Consider the following 15,599-nt stretch of genomic DNA (forward strand, 5'->3'; position numbering starts at 1 on the left):
CCAGTGAAGATCAACCGGTTCAATCTCAAATTCCGGACCCTGTTCTGGGTCGCCGCCGCGCTGGCGGTGGCGGTGCTGCTGGTCTTCGCCTTCCGGCCGCGGCCGGTCCTGGCGGACCTCGGCGAGATCAGCCGCGGCCCTCTCACGGTCGCGGTTCGCGACGAGGCGCGGACCCGGGCCCGGAACGTCTATGTGGTGTCCGCGCCCGTCGCGGGCCGGTTGCTGCGGGTCGGCAACCGCGCGGGCGAACGGGTCGAGGCCGGGGCGGTGATCGCGATCATCCAGCCGGCGCCGGCGACCTTCGTGGACGAACGGTCCCGCCAGGAAATCCAGGCCGGGGTTCGTTCGGCCGAAGCCGCCCTCGCCCTCGCGCGCGCCGAGCTGGAAGGCGCCGAAGCCCGGCTGGCCCATGCCCGGATCGAGGCCGAACGGACCGAGACCCTGTTCGCCGTGGATGTCGCGTCGAGGAGCGCCCTGGACCGCGCCCGTCTCGACGTGCGCACCGCCGCCGCCGTTGTCGCCAACGCCCGCGCCGGCGTTGGCGTCCGGCAGGCGGCGCTCGAGGCGGCCCGCGTGCGTCTGGTCGAGCCAGCGGCCGCGAGTTCCGGGGGGCGCACGGTGACGATCCGGGCCCCCGTGGCCGGGCGGGTCCTGCGGGTGTTCCAGGAGAGCGAAAACGTGGTCGCCCAGGGCGCGCCGGTGATGGAGATCGGCGACCCTGGCGATCTCGAGGTGGTCGCTGAACTGCTCTCGAGCGATGCGGCGCGGATTTCCGTCGGGGCGCCGACCGTGATCGACGCCTGGGGGGACGGCCCGGCGATCCCGGGTCGGGTCCGGCAAGTCGAACCCTATGGCTTCCTCAAGGTCTCGGCCCTCGGCGTCGAGGAACAGCGGGTCAATGTGATCATCGATCCGGTCGACCCTCCCGTGGCCTGGGCGTCGGTCGGCCATGGCTATCGGGTCGAGGTGGCGGTCACGATCTGGCGCGGGGAGGCGGCGGTCCGGGCGCCCGTAGCCGCCCTGTTCCGGCATCAGGGGAAGTGGGCGGTGTTCAAGGTCGAGGGTGGCCGCGCCCGTTTGCAGCGGGTCGAAATCGGCCAGAACAACGGGGAATTCGCGGAGGTTCGGTCCGGGCTCAAGCCGGGCGAGCGAGTGGTGCTCCATCCGGGGCAGTCGATCTCCGATGGCGGCCAGGTCCGGGCCCGGCCCTAGAATCAGGGCGCGCGTCGGGAACGTGAGGACGGGGTGTGACCGCCAAGAAGAAGCTGTTCGACGCCGTGATCGCGCGGTGGGCGGGGGTGACCATCGCCTACCGGATGGAGGCGCTCGACAAGTATGACGCCGAAACCAGGGGCAGCCCACGGTCGAGGGGGCCCTGCGCGCCTTCCTCGATACCGACCTCGACCTCTACAGCCAGGGCGGCGAGAACTGGAAGAATTACGGAGCGCTCGGCGCGCAGGTTTCAAACACCCCCTATGGCGCCGAGTTGTCTACGGTTCCCCTCCGCGCCTCACGACACCGTCGCGGAATCTGATCGTCGTCCGACAGGGCGACGTCCCCGCGTCCGCACCCTCGGGGATGATCTGCTCGCCGGAGTGCTCCGCGAGCTGGTCAGTCCTGCGATGTAACGTCGTCCGAGTTGGCTTTTCGGGGAGACCCGGCATCGGGTGGGTTCGTGACCTCGACCAGGAGCGCCAGCAACCGCTCCACATCAACTCCGGAGATTTCGCGACCGTCACGCATCCGTTGATCGATCACGAGCGCGGCCCGGCTGATGTCCGGGAATCCGAATGAGCCCGCCGCTCCGGCGAGGCGATGCACGATCCCGCACACTGCGTCCGTATCGGCCTGGTCGCGAAGGCGCCGGAGTTCCCGAAGGTCATCCCGGCAGCGCTCCACGAAGAGCGACCTGAGCGCCGCAAGGGGGTCCGTCACGGGCAGCCGCTCCCCAACAGGCCCTTCACGCGGTCCGGCAGCGTCAAGGGGTCGAATGGCTTGATAATGACGCCGATGCCGCCGAGGGCGACGAGGCGGTTCAGTTCGTGATCCTGGGTCTGGGCGGTCATGAAGATCACCGGGGTCTCGTCGTGGCCTTCCAGCCTCCGGATCCGGGTCAGGACGCCGGGTCCGTCGAGCACGGGCATCATGACGTCCAGAAGGATTACGTCTGGCCTGAACCCGGATTCCAGCGCCGAGATCGCTTCGGCTCCAGACGCGGCCGAGCGCACGGTTCCGTGGCCGCCAAGGGAGAACGCCAGCTCGGTGAGGGCGCGGATGCCTTCGTCGTCATCGACGTGGAGGATCAGCATGGCATGGCTCCTGCCGCCGTATCGCGCTTGAGAGGAAACTCGAACCAGAATTCCGATCCCTGCCCGGGGGTGCTGTGGACGCCGATGGCGCCGCCCATCATCTCGACCAGCTGGCGCGATATGGCCAGACCCAGTCCGGTGCCGCCGAACCGGCGTGTGGTCGACTCGTCGGCCTGGACGAAGCGCTCAAAGAGCGTGGCCGCTACCTCCGGCGCGATCCCGATTCCGGTATCGGTCACCGTCACCCGGACAAGGGAGCGGCCATCCGGGGCGGTCCTCGACCGCACGGAGACGCTCACGCCGCCGCGTTCCGTGAACTTGATGGCGTTGCTCATGAGATTCAGCAGGACCTGCCGCAACCGGGCGGCGTCGCCGATGAGAACGGCGGGCACATCCTCACCCACGTCCTCGGCGTAGGTGAGGCCCTTGTCCTCGATCTGGCCGAGCACGATCTCGGCGGTCTCGCGGAACAGGGTGCGGATTGCGAACGGCTGCGCTGCGAGCACCATGGCGCCGGCCTCGAGCTTCGAATAATCCAGCACGTCGTTGATGACGTTGAGCAGGGCCTGTGCCGACACGCTGATCCGGTCGGCGCACTGCCGCTCGACCACGCCGAGACCTTTGCGCGCCTGAAGCAGTTTCGAGAAGCCGATGATGCTGGTCAGGGGAGTCCGGACCTCGTGGCTGATGTTGGCCAGGAACCGGGTCTTGGCTTCGGACGCCGCCTCGGCCTTGTCACGGGCGTCGCGGAGCTCTTCCTCGAGCGTGTGCCGTTCGGACACATCGCGGATCACAGCGATCACCTCGGTGGGCCGACCCTCACTGTCCAGCACTGCCTGGAAGGTTGTTTCCACCCAGACGATGTGGCTGTCGCGATGCACGGCGCGGTGCTGGAGGACGCACCGGCGCTGGCCGCCCGCGATGCGGGCGAAGGCGTCGAGAAGCCCGGCCTGGTCGTCGGGATGAAGAAAGGCCTGGGCCGGACGTCCCTCCATCTCCTTGGGCGTGTAACCCAGCAACCCCCGGATAGCCGGCGAGATGTAGCGACTCGAGCCGTCCAGCTTCAAGCGCGTGACGACGTCGCCCATATGGTCCGCAAGCAGGCGGAACTGCGCCTCGCTGCGACGGACCCGCTCCTGGGCCCTGTGCCGGTCGGTCACGTCCTGCACCACGCCGAACAGGGCCTCGACGCGGCCCGATTTGTCCAGCTGGCGGCGCGCGCTGACCACCACCTGGCGCAGCTTGCCGTCGGGCCGGGTGATGGACGTCTGGAACTCGTCAGTCGCGTCCTGATCCATCGCACGGTCCAGGAAGGCATCCAGCCGCGCTCTCTGGTCACCGTCGTAGGCGGAACGGACGATGTCCATGGGGACCGGCGTGCCGGGCTTCCGGGGGGGCAGGCCGAAAATCCGGTAGACCTCCGTCGACCAGGTGGTCTCGCCCTCCGCCGTACGCCGCCAGTGACCGACGTGGGAAACCGACTCTGCCAGTTCGAGGAGCCGCCGCTTCTCCTCGGCCTCCAGCCGCTCGGTGGTCAGCTCCAGTTGTTCGATGATCAGGTCGCCGAGTTCGCGCAGCAAGGCGCGCTCCGCCTCCGAGAATCGTCGCGGTTCGGTATCCACGATGCAGAGCGTGCCCAGGTTGTGGCCGGATGCGGTGGTCAGCAGCGCGCCCGCGTAGAATCGCACATGATCTGCGCCGGTGACGTGCGGATTCCGGGCGAAGAGCGGGTCTTTCGTCGCGTCCTCCACGACCATGACGCTGCCGCCGGGCAAGAGGAGGGCGCTACTGCAGAAGGCGTCGCCCCGTGAGGTCTCGCAGGCGTCGAACCCGTGCCGCGACTTGAACCATTGCCGCTCGGCGTCGATCAGCGAAATCAGCGCCGTCGGCGCGTTGAACAGGGTGGCGGCAAGGCGGGTGAGCCGGTCGAACCGCGGTTCGGGCGGTGTGTCGAGCACCCTCAGCGCGTACAGGGCATCGAGGCGCTCCCGTTCGTTGTCGGGCACGGCGGATTCGATACCCAACTGCACGGGATCCTTGCTCATGGAACGCCGGCTCCCTGCCCAGCCACCGGCGCGCCGAAGCCTTTCCGCGTCATGGTTCCCCAGGACTGGCTGCGCCGGAGATATTGCCAGACCCCGCGCAGCCGCCAGAGGTTGTTGAGCTGCCGGTAGCCGAAGTTTTCAAGGACCGCGACCAGGGTCAACAGCACAAGATCGCGGGCCCGCGGGAAGCGACGCAGGCTGGATTCTTCCAGCGCCAGCGACCCGACAGAGATCACCACGCCAAAGGTGAAGGTCACGGCGGCGAAAGCCAGCAGATACTCGATCGACAGCAGGCCGGTCAGCCAGAACAGCGGGATCAGGAAATATCCCAGCAATTCGACAACAGGCCCCAGCACGTCGACGAGGAAGATATACCCGAACCCGACGACACCGACCCGCCCGTATTTCCGCTGGAACATCATGTCCCAGTGACGTTCGAAGGTCTCGAGCGAGCCACGATGCCAGCGGGCGCGCTGGCGACCCAGGACGCGGACGTCCTCCGGCGCCTCGGTCCAGCATACCGGTTCGGGCACGAAGGCGACCCGATAGGGCAGGCCCTTGTCCCGCATCAGCCGGTGCAGTTTGACGACCAGCTCCATGTCCTCCCCGACCGTGCCCTGCGTGTAGCCCCCGGCCTCGATTACGCGGTTGCGCCGGAACAGGCCGAAGGCGCCCGATATGATGGTCAGGGTGTTGATACGGCTCCAGGCCAGGCGGGCCATCAGGAAGGCGCGCAGATATTCCACAGTCTGCAGAAGGGCCAGAAGGTTTCGCGGCGGCCGGATTTCCAGCACGCGGCCGTGTTCGATGCGGCACCCGTTGGCGATGCGTACCGTGCCACCCACCGCCACCGTCCGTTCGGGGTCCTCCACGAAAGGTCTGACCGCTCGCAGCAATGCGTCTGGTTCGAGCAGGGAATCGGCATCCATGGAGCAGAAGATCGGCGCGCGCGAGATGTTGATGCCGGCATTGAGGGCGTCCGCCTTCCCGCCGTTCTCCTTGTCCACGATGATCAGTCGCGGCTGGTGTTTCGCGCCGTAGATCCCCCGGATCGGCTTGTGATCAATCGGCAGATCGTAATGGCGCTTGATGGGGCGGAGGCCAAAGCTGTCGATCAGGACCTGAAGGGTGTCGTCGCTGGATCCGTCATTGATGACGATCACCTCGAAGCTCGGGTACTGTAGTGACAGCAGCGAACGGACGCTTTCGGCGATCGTCAGGGCTTCATTGCAGGCGGGCGCCAGCAGGGCGATGGGCGGGGAGGCGTCGGCATATCGCCTCCACAGCAGGCCGCCCGACGGGGTCGGCGGAGTCTGGATCAGCGCCGCCGCCGCGAGACCTAATTGCACGAGATAGACGAGGTTCTGAAGCAGGCCGGTCACGATGACAAAGGTCGCGATGGACTGGGCGAATACCGTCAGCCAATGGGTGATCACCCCGCTCATGCGGCCGTCATCGCCAGACCGCGTTCCGCCAGCGCCAGGGACGCTGCCCTGCGCGGCCGGTCGCCGGGCCCGGTCGCCGCCGCTTGCAGGCCCCGCACTCCGGTCGGCCCCAGGGCGGACAACGCCTCCCCGGCGCGGAACCGGACCCACCAGACGGGATCGGAGAGTTGAGTGATGAGCAGGGGCACGGCCGTCCTGAGCCCGATCCGTCCGGCTGCTTCGCAGGCGGCCGACCGCACCATCCAGACGGGATCCTCCAGCGCCGCGAGAATTCGCCCCTCGGCGGCCGGATGGCCCATGGCGGCGAGACCTCGCACGGAGGCGATTCTCAGTTCGAAGTCGGGTGCGCCGGTCGTGATGCATAGGGGCCGAAGGGCGCGAAAGTCCCCGCTGGCCCCGAGCGCCTCGGCGAGGATCACCCGCGCTCGTGGTGGTGTGTCCGGGTCGCCGAAGGCGCGCAGAGCCGCCCTTGTATCGCCGTTCACAAGCCGCCCCATCAGGGGAAGGTAGAGCAGGGACTCCGGGCCCCGACTGCGATGGACATCCTGCAGGACCTGCGCCAGCGGAGGCGCGGCGTCGAGTTCAATCAGCGACCGCATGAGCGCCACCCGCAGGTTGCCGTTGCGCGTCTGATCAAGGGCGGCGCGCAAAGCCCTCACCGTTTCCGGCCCCGGGAAGATCGACAGGGCCTCCGCGGCCACCATGCGGCCTGCGATCCGCCCCTTGAACAGTCGTCGTCGCAATCGGTCGTCCAGCTGTATCGACCGAAGCGCGGTTATCAGCCGTTCCCGCTCCACGCCCCGCACCATGGCCAGCAATTCCAGAAGGCTCTCGCCCATCAGCCGCGCGCGATGATCCACGCCCCGCAACCGCCCCAACGCGTCTCCCGAACCATTCATGACATCAAGAAAGGCGTCGCAGGCCCTGTTCCGATCGCGCGCCCGCCGGGCATCCTTCTGCTCACGGAAAAGCCGGCCGATGACGAGGGCGGATATCCACGCGAGCGAGCCCGCGGCCAGCGAGATCGACGTCCACCACAGGAGCAGCAGGCCGCTCATCAGAAACGAAGGCCGAGGCCGACAGAGGCTTCCTGGCGCTCATAGGCCCCGCGATCCTCGAATACGGCTCCGACGCGCAGCGTCAGCCGGTCGGTCAGACCAATATCGGCGCCGACGTTCCAGGCCGCCACCTGAACGGTGAATCCTTCCGAGCTTTCCGGCGCGTCTGCGTAGCCCAGCCGCAGGCCGACCCGTTCGGACGCCTGCCAGCGCGATTGAAGGGCATAGCCGTGACGGAGATCGTCAGTCTCGTCGCGGACGACGATCCATCGGGCCGCCAGTTGCAGCCGGTCGGGCACGATCTCGACGAGAACCCCGGGCTGGATCGCGGTTACGGCGCCGGTCGGATATCGAGCCGCCGACGCGTCCAGCGTCGCCGACAGTCGATCCGTCAGGCGCGCCTGACCGCCCAGGCCCAGAACCAGCTCCGGCCGGTAGTCCGCGTCCGGCGCGCCGCCCAGGGCGAAGTAGACGGCGCCGCCATCCAACCGCCGGTCAAGACGGAGCTCGCCATAGGTGTCGCGGTTGTCAAACCGTTCGGTCGCCTCGAGCGCAAGCGCGACGTTCCAGCGGTCTCCCAGGGCTCTCGACACTGCAATGCGCGCCTCGGCCCAGTCCGGGAGTCCGCCTGACAACGCGCTGCGCGAGGCGGCGATGTCCAGGCGCCATCGAGGTCCCAGCTCGAGCGATCGAACCAGCGCCGCCACCTCCGTGTCCGTGGGAGCCAGCCGCGAGGCCTCCGCCGATTCCCGGCGCGCGGTCGCCAGGTCGCCACGCCGCTGGGCGACCCGGGCCAGACCAACCCGGGCGTCCACATAGTCCGGCGCCCGCGAGATCACGTCGGCGAAGGCGGCCTCGGCTTCGTCGAGTCGGTCCAGCGCCATCAGGGCCAGGCCAAGGTTGAGCCTTGCGTCGACATCGTCCGGGCGAGCTGCCAGCACGAGCTGCAATTTCGCCACGGCGTCGGCCGCCCGGCCCGCCCGGCGGTCCGCTACGGCTGCGCGGTAGAGCGTCTGGGAATCGGCTTGTGCGAGAGCCTGGGCCTCAGGCGCGATCACGATCATTCCGGTCCTCCTGTGGCGGGGAGGATGCCGGAAGCAGAAGCCGCCGCACGCGCTGGCTCAGCTCGTCGGGGATGAAAGGCTTGACCAGATAGTCCGCGGCGCCGAGTTGCAGCGCTCCCACGATATCCTGTTCACGCTTCAGCGCCGTAAGCATGATGACCGGCGCACTGGACAGGTTGCCGCTTTTCAGGCGGCGCAGGACCTCGAAGCCGTCCATGATCGGCATCAGGGCGTCGAGGACAATGAGGTCGGGGTTCTGCTCGGCGATCGCGACGAGCGCCTGGGCGCCATCTTCGGCGACCAGAACATGGTGGCCGTCAGCCGAAAGCTTGTGGACCAGCAAGGACCGCAACAGTGGATCGTCGTCGGCGATCAGGATGCGGCTGGTAGTCATGGAAGGTCAGAACTCCGACGTCTGCGCCCCCATCCGCAGGATGCTCCCGCGGAGTGAATCAAACGCTACCGACCAAGGGGGCGCACGACGTGACAGCGGCATCTGAACGACCCTGCGTTCGGCGGGTTCCTGTTGGTCCAATGTCATGGGCATGGGGGCGTTGCCCGGCGCGTGGCGGTGCGGGCAGTCCAGCGCGGCCGTGACAGGCGCCCTGTCAATGAATTCAGGGGCGAACCGCCCCCTGCGCGCGGACCAGGTACTTGTAGGTGGTCAGCTGGGCCGCGCCGACGGGACCCCGGGCGTGCAGGCGCCCGGTGGCGATCCCGATCTCGCCGCCGAACCCGAACTGGCCGCCATCCGCGAACTGGGTGGAGGCGTTATGCATGACGATGGCGCTGTCGACGCGGTCCAGGAATTCGGCGGCGGCGGCCGGATCCTCCGTCACGATGGCGTCGGTGTGACCCGAGCCGTGCCGGGCGATATGCGCCAGGGCCTCGGCCATTCCGTCCACCACCCGGATGGCCAGGATCGGCGCCAGATGTTCAGTGGTCCAGTCGGCTTCGACGGCGGGCGTCGCCTCCGGCAAGATCGCACACGTCCGGGCGTCGCCGCGCAGGACGCAGCCGGCCGCCAGCAGGTCGTCGGCCACGGGCCGCAAGAGCGCATCCGCCACCGAGGCGTCGACCAGCAGGGTCTCGGTCGCGCCGCAGACCGTGACCCGCCGCATCTTGGCGTTCAAAACGATCCTGCGAGCCTTTTCCGGATCGGCGGCGGTGTGAAGGTAGGTGTGGCAAAGGCCCTCCAGATGTCCAAGCACGGGAGCCCGGGCCTCACTCTGGACCCGCTGCACCAGGCTGCGTCCACCGCGCGGGACGATGAGGTCGATGGCGCCGTTCAGGCCGGTCAGGAGGGCGCCCACCGCAGCACGGTCGGGGGTGCTGACCAACTGGACCAGGTCGCCCGGCAGTCCTGCCTTGGTCAGTCCCTCCACGAGGGCGGCGTGGATAGCGATGGCGCTGGCCAGCGCGGCTGAGCCGGACCGGAGGATCAGGGCGTTGCCGGAGCGCACGCACAGGGCCGCGGCGTCGACGGTGACATTCGGCCGGCTCTCGTAGATGACCGCCAGCACGCCGATCGGCACCCGGACACGGGCGATGTCGAGACCGCTGGGCGGCGTCCAGCGCTCGTCCTCGACACCCACGGGATCGGTTTGGCCGGCGATCTCCCGAAGGCCGTCGGCCATCCCCGCGACGCGGTCTCGGGTCAGCGCCAGTCGATCGAGCATGGCGTCGGCCATGTCCCCCTGACGCGCACGGGCCACATCGTCCTCATTGGCCGCGAGGATTTCGTCGGCGCCACGCTCCAGGGCGTCCGCCATGGCGTGGAGGGCGGCGGTGCGGGCAGCCGCAGGTGTCATGCGCACAGACTCGAAGGCGGCGCGGGCGCGGTCGCCCATCGCCTGCATCGCGCCCTCGATCATTGTCATGACGTCAGCACCAGATCGTCGCGATGGATCGCAACGCCGGGACCCTTCCAGCCGAGCAGGGCCTCGAAATCGCGGCTGTTGCGGCCCTGGATCCGTCGACAATCACCGGCGGCGTAGGCGGCCAGGCCCATGCCGAGCGGTCCCGACGGTCCGACTACCCGAACGCAGTCGCCGGAGTCGAAGTCACCCCGCACCTCGGAAACGCCCGAGGCCAGCAGGCTTTTGCCCCGGGCCAGCGCGACGGCGGCGCCGTCGTCAACAACCAGGACGCCGGCAGGCTCGAGGCTCCCGGCGATCCACTGCTTGTACGCGGTCATCGGTGTGCCGGGGGCGGCGATCAGGGTGGCCCTGGCGCCTCGTTCGAGGGCCGACAGTGGCGCACGGGCGGCGCCGGACAGGATCAGGGTCGAACAGCCGGCCGAACGGGCGATGCGGGCCGCCATCAGCTTTGTGACCATGCCGCCGGATCCGACGCCTGTCTGACTATTCGGGCCCTCTGCCGCCGCGAGGGCTTCGGGGGTCAGGTCAGCCAGAAACGGGATGTGGATCGCGCCCGGGTCGCGGCGTGGATCCGCAGTGTAGAGGCCGTCGACGTCCGACAGGAGCACCAGCAGGTCGGCTCTGGCGAGTTGCGCGGTGCGGGCGGCGAGCCTGTCGTTGTCGCCGTAGCGGATTTCCTCGGTGGCCACGGTGTCGTTTTCGTTGACCACGGGCACGACGGCGAGGGTCAGAAGCGCTTCGAGAGTGGCGCGGGCGTTCAGCCAGCGCCGCCGACGCTCGGTGTCTTCCCGGGTCAAGAGCACCTGGCCGGCGACGAGGTCGTGAGCCGTCAGCGCGGCGGACCAGGCCTGCATCAATATCGATTGCCCGACGGCGGCGGCGGCCTGCTTCTCGTCCAGTCGGGCGTCGGCGGAGAGGCCGAGACGTCGGCGCCCCAGGGCCACGGCGCCGGATGAGACGACGATGATCGCCTTGCCCGCCGTCCGGAGCCGGGCGACGTCTCCGGCCATGGCGTCAAGCCAGGCTTTATCAACATCGCCGCTGGCGGAATCGACGAGCAGCGACGACCCGATCTTCACCACCACCCGGCGCGCGGCGTCCAGGACCTGGCCCGCGTTCTGAACGCCGACTTCCGGCATGGATGTGGTGCTGGGGAGCATGTCGCCAGCATGGCGGTCCCACCGGGCGATGCCAAGGCGTGCTGCGGGCTGTCAGGATGATTCTGCGATTGCCGCCGGCTGATGCTTTCACGCCGCCAGTAGCTGTTGCATCGTTCCGGGGGAGGCGATCAAATGTCGACGGCCGCGCACGGCCGGATGGAACGCTGATGGCCGCCTCGCCCTTCCCCGCCTACGTCAGTACGCGCGGGTCCTCGCCGGATGTGGATTTCGTCGGCGCGCTACTGGCGGGAGTGGCCCCGGATGGTGGTCTGTATGTCCCGACGTTCTGGCCGCAGCTGACGGAGACGGCGGCCGCCGCCACGGGGACCGCTGATCTCGCCGCCGCGATCCTGGCTCCATTTGTCGGCGACTCCTTGCCGGCCGGGACGTTGGACCGCGCGGCGGCGCGGCTGACGGACCAGTTCAGCCACCCGGATACGACGCCGCTGGTGGAGCTGGAGTCCGGCCTCTTCGTGCTTGAGCTGTTCCATGGCCCCACGGCGGCCTTCAAGGACTATGCCATGCAGATGGTCGCCGTGCTGGCGGAGGCCGCACTCGGGGCGAGGGGCGAACGACTGTTGTTGGTGACCGCAACCAGCGGCGATACGGGCGCGGCGGCGGTGCGGGCTTTCGGCGGCGTGGACCGGATCGACCTCGTGGTGCTGCACCCCCTGGGGCGGGTGTCGCCGGTGCAGCGGCTGCAGATGACGACCTCCGGCGCCGCCAATGTGCTGAACCTGGCGGTGCGGGGCGACTTTGACGACTGCCAGCGGCTGGTGAAGGGACTTCTGGCCCATCGCGCCCTGACGGCCGGGCGGCGTGTGAGCTCGGTGAACTCGATCAACTGGGCGCGCCTGGCCGGGCAGATCCCGTACTACGTCAGCGCGGCGCAGGCGTTGGGGCGCTCGGCGGGCAAGGCGACCTATGTCGTCCCGACGGGCAATTTCGGAGACGCCTTCGCGGGCTGGGCGGCGCGGCGGATGGGCCTGCCAATGGGCGGACTGGTGGCGGCCACGAACCGGAACGACGCCCTGGTGCGGGCGCTGGAGACCGGCGTCTACGAACGCATCCAGGCCGAGCCGACGGCGAGCGTCAGCATGGATGTGCAGGCGCCGTCCAATTTCGAGCGGCTGGTGTTCGAGGCCTCGGGTCGGGACAGCGCCCTCACGCGCGGTCTATTCGAGGATTTCTCCCGCCACGGACGGGTGACCCTGCCCTCCGAGCTCCTGGCGGCGCTGCGGCGCGAGGTCTCGGCGGTTTCGGTCAGCGAGGCGGAAACCCGTCATGAGATGGCGCGGACCCATGCGGAAACGGGACGCGTGATCTGTCCACACACGGCTGTGGCTCTCCACGCCGCGCGGCGGCTGGACCGGTCAGCGGGTCCCGTGGTCGCGCTGTCGACGGCCCACCCCGCCAAATTCCCGGAGGCGGTCGAGGCGGCCCTGGGTTTCGCCCCGGAACGCCCGCCTCAGCTGGAGGGGCTGGAAGGCCGGACCGAAGTGTTCGACACGATCGACCCGTCCCTCGACGCTGTTCTGGCCGCGATCGGCCGCGTCGACTGAGGTCAGGCCGCCAGGCTCAACTCCGTCCACCAGTCCAGCCGTCGCAGGAACGGGGCGGGGTCCTTGGGCGTCACCAGGGCCCGGGTGTCGTGGAAAAGCCGGTCGTGCAGACGGGTGAGGATGAAGCGGACGGCGGCGACGGCGCCGAGGCCGGGCAGGGCCGCTTGCTCGGCGGCGGTGAGTGGGCGGATGGACTCATATCCAGTCTGGAACGCCTGGATGGCCGCCGGCAGCGGGGCGCCGTTCTCGTCGAAACCCCAGGCGGAGAGGGCGATGGCGAGATCGTAGGCCAGAGAGTCGACACAGGCGAAATAGAAGTCGATCAGTCCGCTGACCGAGCCGCCTTCGAACAGGATGTTGTCGGGGAAATAGTCGGCGTGGATGGGCCCGCGCGGCAGGCCGGGGGCGGGATCGGGCGCGCCTTCGCCGACCCAGGGCGCGACCCGCTCGAGCAGACTTCGGTCAGAGCCCGTCGCGCGGCCGCTGCAGCGATCGAACAGCGCCCGCTGGCCCGCCAGTCCGACGGGGTTGTCGCGGTGCGCGGGATAATCGGCGGCGGCGAGATGAAGGCGCGCGAGCATCACCCCGGCGGCTGTCTGGTCCGCCAGGGTCGGCCTGGCCGTGGACGCGCCAGGCAACCAGTTGAGGATGGCGGCCGGCCGGTCGTTCAGGCGGCCGATCGCGCGCCCGTCTTCATCGGTCAGGGCCCGGGCGCAAGGCAGGCCGCGCTCCGCCGCGTGCCGGGTCAGGCCGAGGCAGAAGGGCAGGGCGGCCGCGTCGGTGCGGCCCTCGAACAGGGTCAGGACGAATGACCCCTGATCGACGTCGAGCCGGTAGTTGGTGTTCTCCACCCCTTCGGCGATGGGCGTCAGCGCGCGCAGCGGCCCAAGACCGAAGCGGCTAATGAAGGGCTCGGCGTCGGCTTCGTCCACGGGGGTGAAGACGGCCATGTCAGGCGTTCCGGAGCGCGAGACGGCGGGCGGCGAGATCGGACAGGTCGGCCAACAGGCTTTCGGCCGTGGCCCAACGCCCGGCGCCCCGGCCCCGGCAACGAACGGCTGATCCGTCGGCGGCGATGACCTTCAAGGCGTTCTCCTCTCCCTTCAGCGCGGCGAACAGGGGGTCCACCGCATCGGCCACGAGGCGAACCTCGGCGACCAGCCGGCCGTTGTCCATCCGGCAGCGACACAGTTGCCGGGTCCCGATGGCGGCGGGGCTGTCGGCCGACAGGATGTCGCGCGGGATGTCGGCCTCGTCCGGCATGACGCCGAAGGCTTCGAAGGCCAGCAGGCGCACCTTGGCGGCGGCGTCGAGGCCTTCCAGATCCGAAGACGGGTCCTCCTCGGCGAAACCGGCGGCGCGCGCCTCGGCCAGGGCGGTTTCGAATGAAGCGCCGCCGCCCAGCCGCTCGAGCATGAAGTTGACCGTGCCGTTCAACACCGCTTCGAAAGCTGCGACCGGCCCTTGGGCGCGGGCCGCGCGCAAGGCCTCGACCATCGGCGCACCGCCGCCGACGGAGGCGGACCACAGCAGTCTGGCGCCGTGCGCTTCCGCCAAGGCCAGCAGGCCGGCGGGATCGCGGCTGACGGCCTGTTTGTTGGCGCTGGCGACATCGACGCCGCGCTGGAGCGCCGCACGGATCAGGGCGTGGCCCGCCCCGGCCTCGGACAGGGCTTCCAGAAGGATGTCGGGCTCCCGATCCAGCAGGGCCGGGATGTCGGACACGAGCAACGGGGCGAGCGCTTCGGCGGAGACGCCCGGCACGTCGCGTGGCCGCGCGGGGTCGCGGACCAGCACGCCGACCACCTCGACGCGGCGGTCGGCGATCAGTCGGGCGAGAGCCCCGCCGCCGACCACGCCGCAACCGGCGACGGCGACCTTGAGCGGTCTGGAGGGCTGGACCGGGCGGGGCGGGGCGCTCCCGGCGCCGATGACCGTGCGGTGGCCGTCGGCGTGGTTGCGAACCTCGACGCGCAGGCGGCGGGCCTCGGCCAGATCCAGCGCGTCCGGCTGGACCAGTCCGCCGCCCAGCGTCTTGGCCTCGGCCCAGCTGGCGCGGTCGTAGCGCCGCGCCGCCGGGTCGGCGTTGGGGTCGCGGTCGTAGAGGCCGTCGACGTCCTTCACCAGCTGGACGTGGTCCAGCCCCAGTTCGGCGGCGAGGAACAGGGCGGTCAGGTCGGACCCGCCGCGCCCCATCAGCACCACCCGCCCATCGGCGGTCATGGCTCCGAATCCGGGAACAACCACGACTTCGTGCCGGTCGAGCGCCCGGTCCAGGGCTCCGCGGTTCAGGGTGACGGGACGGGCGTGCTCGCCGGGGCCCTCGGCCGCGATGCCGAGGTCGCGCACCGACAGGGTGGTGGCGCTGAGACCGATGCGGTCGCAGGCGAGGGCGGCGAGGGCGGCGGACCGTTCCTCGCCCTGGACGACACAGGCGGGCAGCAGGGGATTGTCGTGGGCGAGGCCGAGGGCTCGCGCTTCGGCCAGCAGCCGGTCGGTCTCGCCGGCGAAGGCGGACACCACCGCGATGACCCGGCGGCCACGGCGCACCTCGGCGTAGATGTCCGAGGCGACAGCGGGTGCGTCGGCGGGCCCGGTGAGGACGGAGCTGCCGAATTTCATCACCACGACGGGGACGTCGCGAGCGACGACGGCGGGAAGCGGTTCGGGGCGGAGGAGGGCGAGACCAGGCATGAACGGGGCTTTCGGTGCAGGGCGGGGAGGGAAAGGCGTGGGGCGGAATGAAAAACCCCGCCCGGGGGTCCGGGCGGGGTTGGGTTATTGCGATCCTGAGCTTCGGTGCGCGCTAACCTGTCCCCGCCGTCGGCGTGGTGATGGTGGTGATGGTCATGGTGGTCATGCCGAGCCCGCCGAGGCGCACGATCTCGCCGCCGCGCGAAGCGGGCGAGAGGGCGGCGAAGGCTGCGGCGGAACGGATCACGGGACCAGGCTCACATTGAAGTGCAGGCGGCAGGCTGCGGGGCGCCACGGGCTTTCGTCAAGTCGTCCGGCAATATTATTGCCGGATGGGCGCGAGTTGATCTGTTCAGGGCTTCGAGGAGCCATGTTGTGCGCT

At 69.5% G+C, this 15,599-nt stretch carries 14 protein-coding genes; 2 read left to right on the forward strand and 12 right to left on the reverse strand.

The genetic code is table 11. The features are described 5' to 3' along the window. Window positions 1-3: 3 nt before the first annotated feature. On the forward strand, window positions 4-1,212 hold the full coding sequence (locus PSV23_RS05160; protein ID WP_300466539.1) for an efflux RND transporter periplasmic adaptor subunit: 1,209 nt from the start codon (window positions 4-6) through the stop codon (window positions 1,210-1,212). 399 nt (window positions 1,213-1,611) lie between these two features. Here PSV23_RS05160 and PSV23_RS05170 read toward each other — a convergent pair whose 3' ends face one another. The 9 genes from PSV23_RS05170 to proB form a co-directional block, all read right to left on the reverse strand. Continuing rightward, on the reverse strand, window positions 1,612-1,935 hold the full coding sequence (locus PSV23_RS05170) for an Hpt domain-containing protein (RefSeq protein ID WP_300466541.1): 324 nt from the start codon (window positions 1,933-1,935) through the stop codon (window positions 1,612-1,614). Continuing rightward, a complete protein-coding gene (locus tag PSV23_RS05175) occupies window positions 1,932-2,309 on the reverse strand; it encodes a response regulator (protein WP_300466543.1) in 378 nt (125 codons plus the stop codon). The genes PSV23_RS05170 and PSV23_RS05175 overlap by 4 nt, the downstream gene beginning before the upstream one ends. After that, window positions 2,303-4,354: an ATP-binding protein gene (locus PSV23_RS05180; protein WP_300466545.1), complete on the reverse strand. Its 2,052-nt coding sequence runs from the start codon at window positions 4,352-4,354 to the stop codon at window positions 2,303-2,305. The genes PSV23_RS05175 and PSV23_RS05180 overlap by 7 nt, the downstream gene beginning before the upstream one ends. Beyond that, window positions 4,351-5,799 (reverse strand): glycosyltransferase, encoded by a 1,449-nt coding sequence (locus PSV23_RS05185; RefSeq protein WP_300466547.1) that lies wholly within the window; start codon window positions 5,797-5,799, stop codon window positions 4,351-4,353. The genes PSV23_RS05180 and PSV23_RS05185 overlap by 4 nt, the downstream gene beginning before the upstream one ends. Then, window positions 5,796-6,857 (reverse strand): HEAT repeat domain-containing protein, encoded by a 1,062-nt coding sequence (locus PSV23_RS05190; RefSeq protein ID WP_300466549.1) that lies wholly within the window; start codon window positions 6,855-6,857, stop codon window positions 5,796-5,798. The genes PSV23_RS05185 and PSV23_RS05190 overlap by 4 nt, the downstream gene beginning before the upstream one ends. Further along, window positions 6,857-7,921 (reverse strand): YaiO family outer membrane beta-barrel protein, encoded by a 1,065-nt coding sequence (locus PSV23_RS05195; protein WP_300466551.1) that lies wholly within the window; start codon window positions 7,919-7,921, stop codon window positions 6,857-6,859. The genes PSV23_RS05190 and PSV23_RS05195 overlap by 1 nt, the downstream gene beginning before the upstream one ends. Continuing rightward, a complete protein-coding gene (locus PSV23_RS05200; RefSeq protein ID WP_300466553.1) occupies window positions 7,902-8,315 on the reverse strand; it encodes a response regulator transcription factor in 414 nt (137 codons plus the stop codon). Before PSV23_RS05200 ends, PSV23_RS05195 begins: the two co-directional genes overlap by 20 nt. 223 nt (window positions 8,316-8,538) lie before the next feature. Then, the gene (locus PSV23_RS05205; RefSeq protein WP_300466555.1) at window positions 8,539-9,801 is read right to left on the reverse strand and encodes a glutamate-5-semialdehyde dehydrogenase; all 1,263 of its coding nucleotides are present in this window, start codon (window positions 9,799-9,801) and stop codon (window positions 8,539-8,541) included. Then, complete coding sequence (gene proB / locus PSV23_RS05210; protein ID WP_370461002.1) at window positions 9,798-10,961, reverse strand: glutamate 5-kinase; 1,164 nt, start codon at window positions 10,959-10,961, stop codon at window positions 9,798-9,800. The genes PSV23_RS05205 and proB overlap by 4 nt, the downstream gene beginning before the upstream one ends. A gap of 167 nt (window positions 10,962-11,128) precedes the next feature. Here proB and thrC point away from each other — a divergent pair, with 167 nt between their 5' ends. After that, window positions 11,129-12,523, forward strand: a complete 1,395-nt coding sequence (gene thrC / locus PSV23_RS05215; RefSeq protein WP_300466557.1) for a threonine synthase — start codon at window positions 11,129-11,131, stop codon at window positions 12,521-12,523. A 2-nt stretch (window positions 12,524-12,525) separates the two neighbouring features. On the opposite strand, the gene PSV23_RS05220 is transcribed toward thrC, so the two are convergent. From PSV23_RS05220 to PSV23_RS05230, 3 genes are all read right to left on the reverse strand, one after another. Continuing rightward, window positions 12,526-13,473, reverse strand: coding sequence for a homoserine kinase (locus PSV23_RS05220; RefSeq protein WP_300466559.1), 948 nt, complete (start codon window positions 13,471-13,473; stop codon window positions 12,526-12,528). A gap of 1 nt (window position 13,474) precedes the next feature. Beyond that, window positions 13,475-15,217 carry a homoserine dehydrogenase gene (locus PSV23_RS05225; RefSeq protein WP_300466561.1) on the reverse strand — a complete coding sequence of 581 codons (1,743 nt, stop codon included), beginning with the start codon at window positions 15,215-15,217 and terminating at the stop codon, window positions 13,475-13,477. A gap of 112 nt (window positions 15,218-15,329) precedes the next feature. After that, window positions 15,330-15,464, reverse strand: coding sequence for a hypothetical protein (locus PSV23_RS05230; RefSeq protein WP_300466563.1), 135 nt, complete (start codon window positions 15,462-15,464; stop codon window positions 15,330-15,332). Between the last annotated feature and the right edge of the window lie 135 nt (window positions 15,465-15,599).

This window comes from Brevundimonas sp., from assembly GCF_029946145.1.
Classification (GTDB): Bacteria; Pseudomonadota; Alphaproteobacteria; order Caulobacterales; family Caulobacteraceae; genus Brevundimonas.

Excerpts from the sequence above, each read along its gene's own strand:
- PSV23_RS05175 (WP_300466543.1), bottom strand. The coding sequence starts at position 2,309 with ATGCTGATCCTCCACGTCGATGACGACGAAGGCATCCGCGCCCTCACC.
- PSV23_RS05180 (WP_300466545.1), bottom strand. The coding sequence starts at position 4,354 with ATGAGCAAGGATCCCGTGCAGTTGGGTATCGAATCCGCCGTGCCCGAC.
- PSV23_RS05185 (WP_300466547.1), bottom strand. The coding sequence starts at position 5,799 with ATGAGCGGGGTGATCACCCATTGGCTGACGGTATTCGCCCAGTCCATC.
- PSV23_RS05190 (WP_300466549.1), bottom strand. The coding sequence starts at position 6,857 with ATGAGCGGCCTGCTGCTCCTGTGGTGGACGTCGATCTCGCTGGCCGCG.
- PSV23_RS05195 (WP_300466551.1), bottom strand. The coding sequence starts at position 7,921 with ATGATCGTGATCGCGCCTGAGGCCCAGGCTCTCGCACAAGCCGATTCC.
- PSV23_RS05200 (WP_300466553.1), bottom strand. The coding sequence starts at position 8,315 with ATGACTACCAGCCGCATCCTGATCGCCGACGACGATCCACTGTTGCGG.
- PSV23_RS05205 (WP_300466555.1), bottom strand. The coding sequence starts at position 9,801 with ATGACAATGATCGAGGGCGCGATGCAGGCGATGGGCGACCGCGCCCGC.
- proB (WP_370461002.1), bottom strand. The coding sequence starts at position 10,961 with ATGCTCCCCAGCACCACATCCATGCCGGAAGTCGGCGTTCAGAACGCG.
- thrC (WP_300466557.1), top strand. The coding sequence starts at position 11,129 with ATGGCCGCCTCGCCCTTCCCCGCCTACGTCAGTACGCGCGGGTCCTCG.
- PSV23_RS05220 (WP_300466559.1), bottom strand. The coding sequence starts at position 13,473 with ATGGCCGTCTTCACCCCCGTGGACGAAGCCGACGCCGAGCCCTTCATT.
- PSV23_RS05225 (WP_300466561.1), bottom strand. The coding sequence starts at position 15,217 with ATGCCTGGTCTCGCCCTCCTCCGCCCCGAACCGCTTCCCGCCGTCGTC.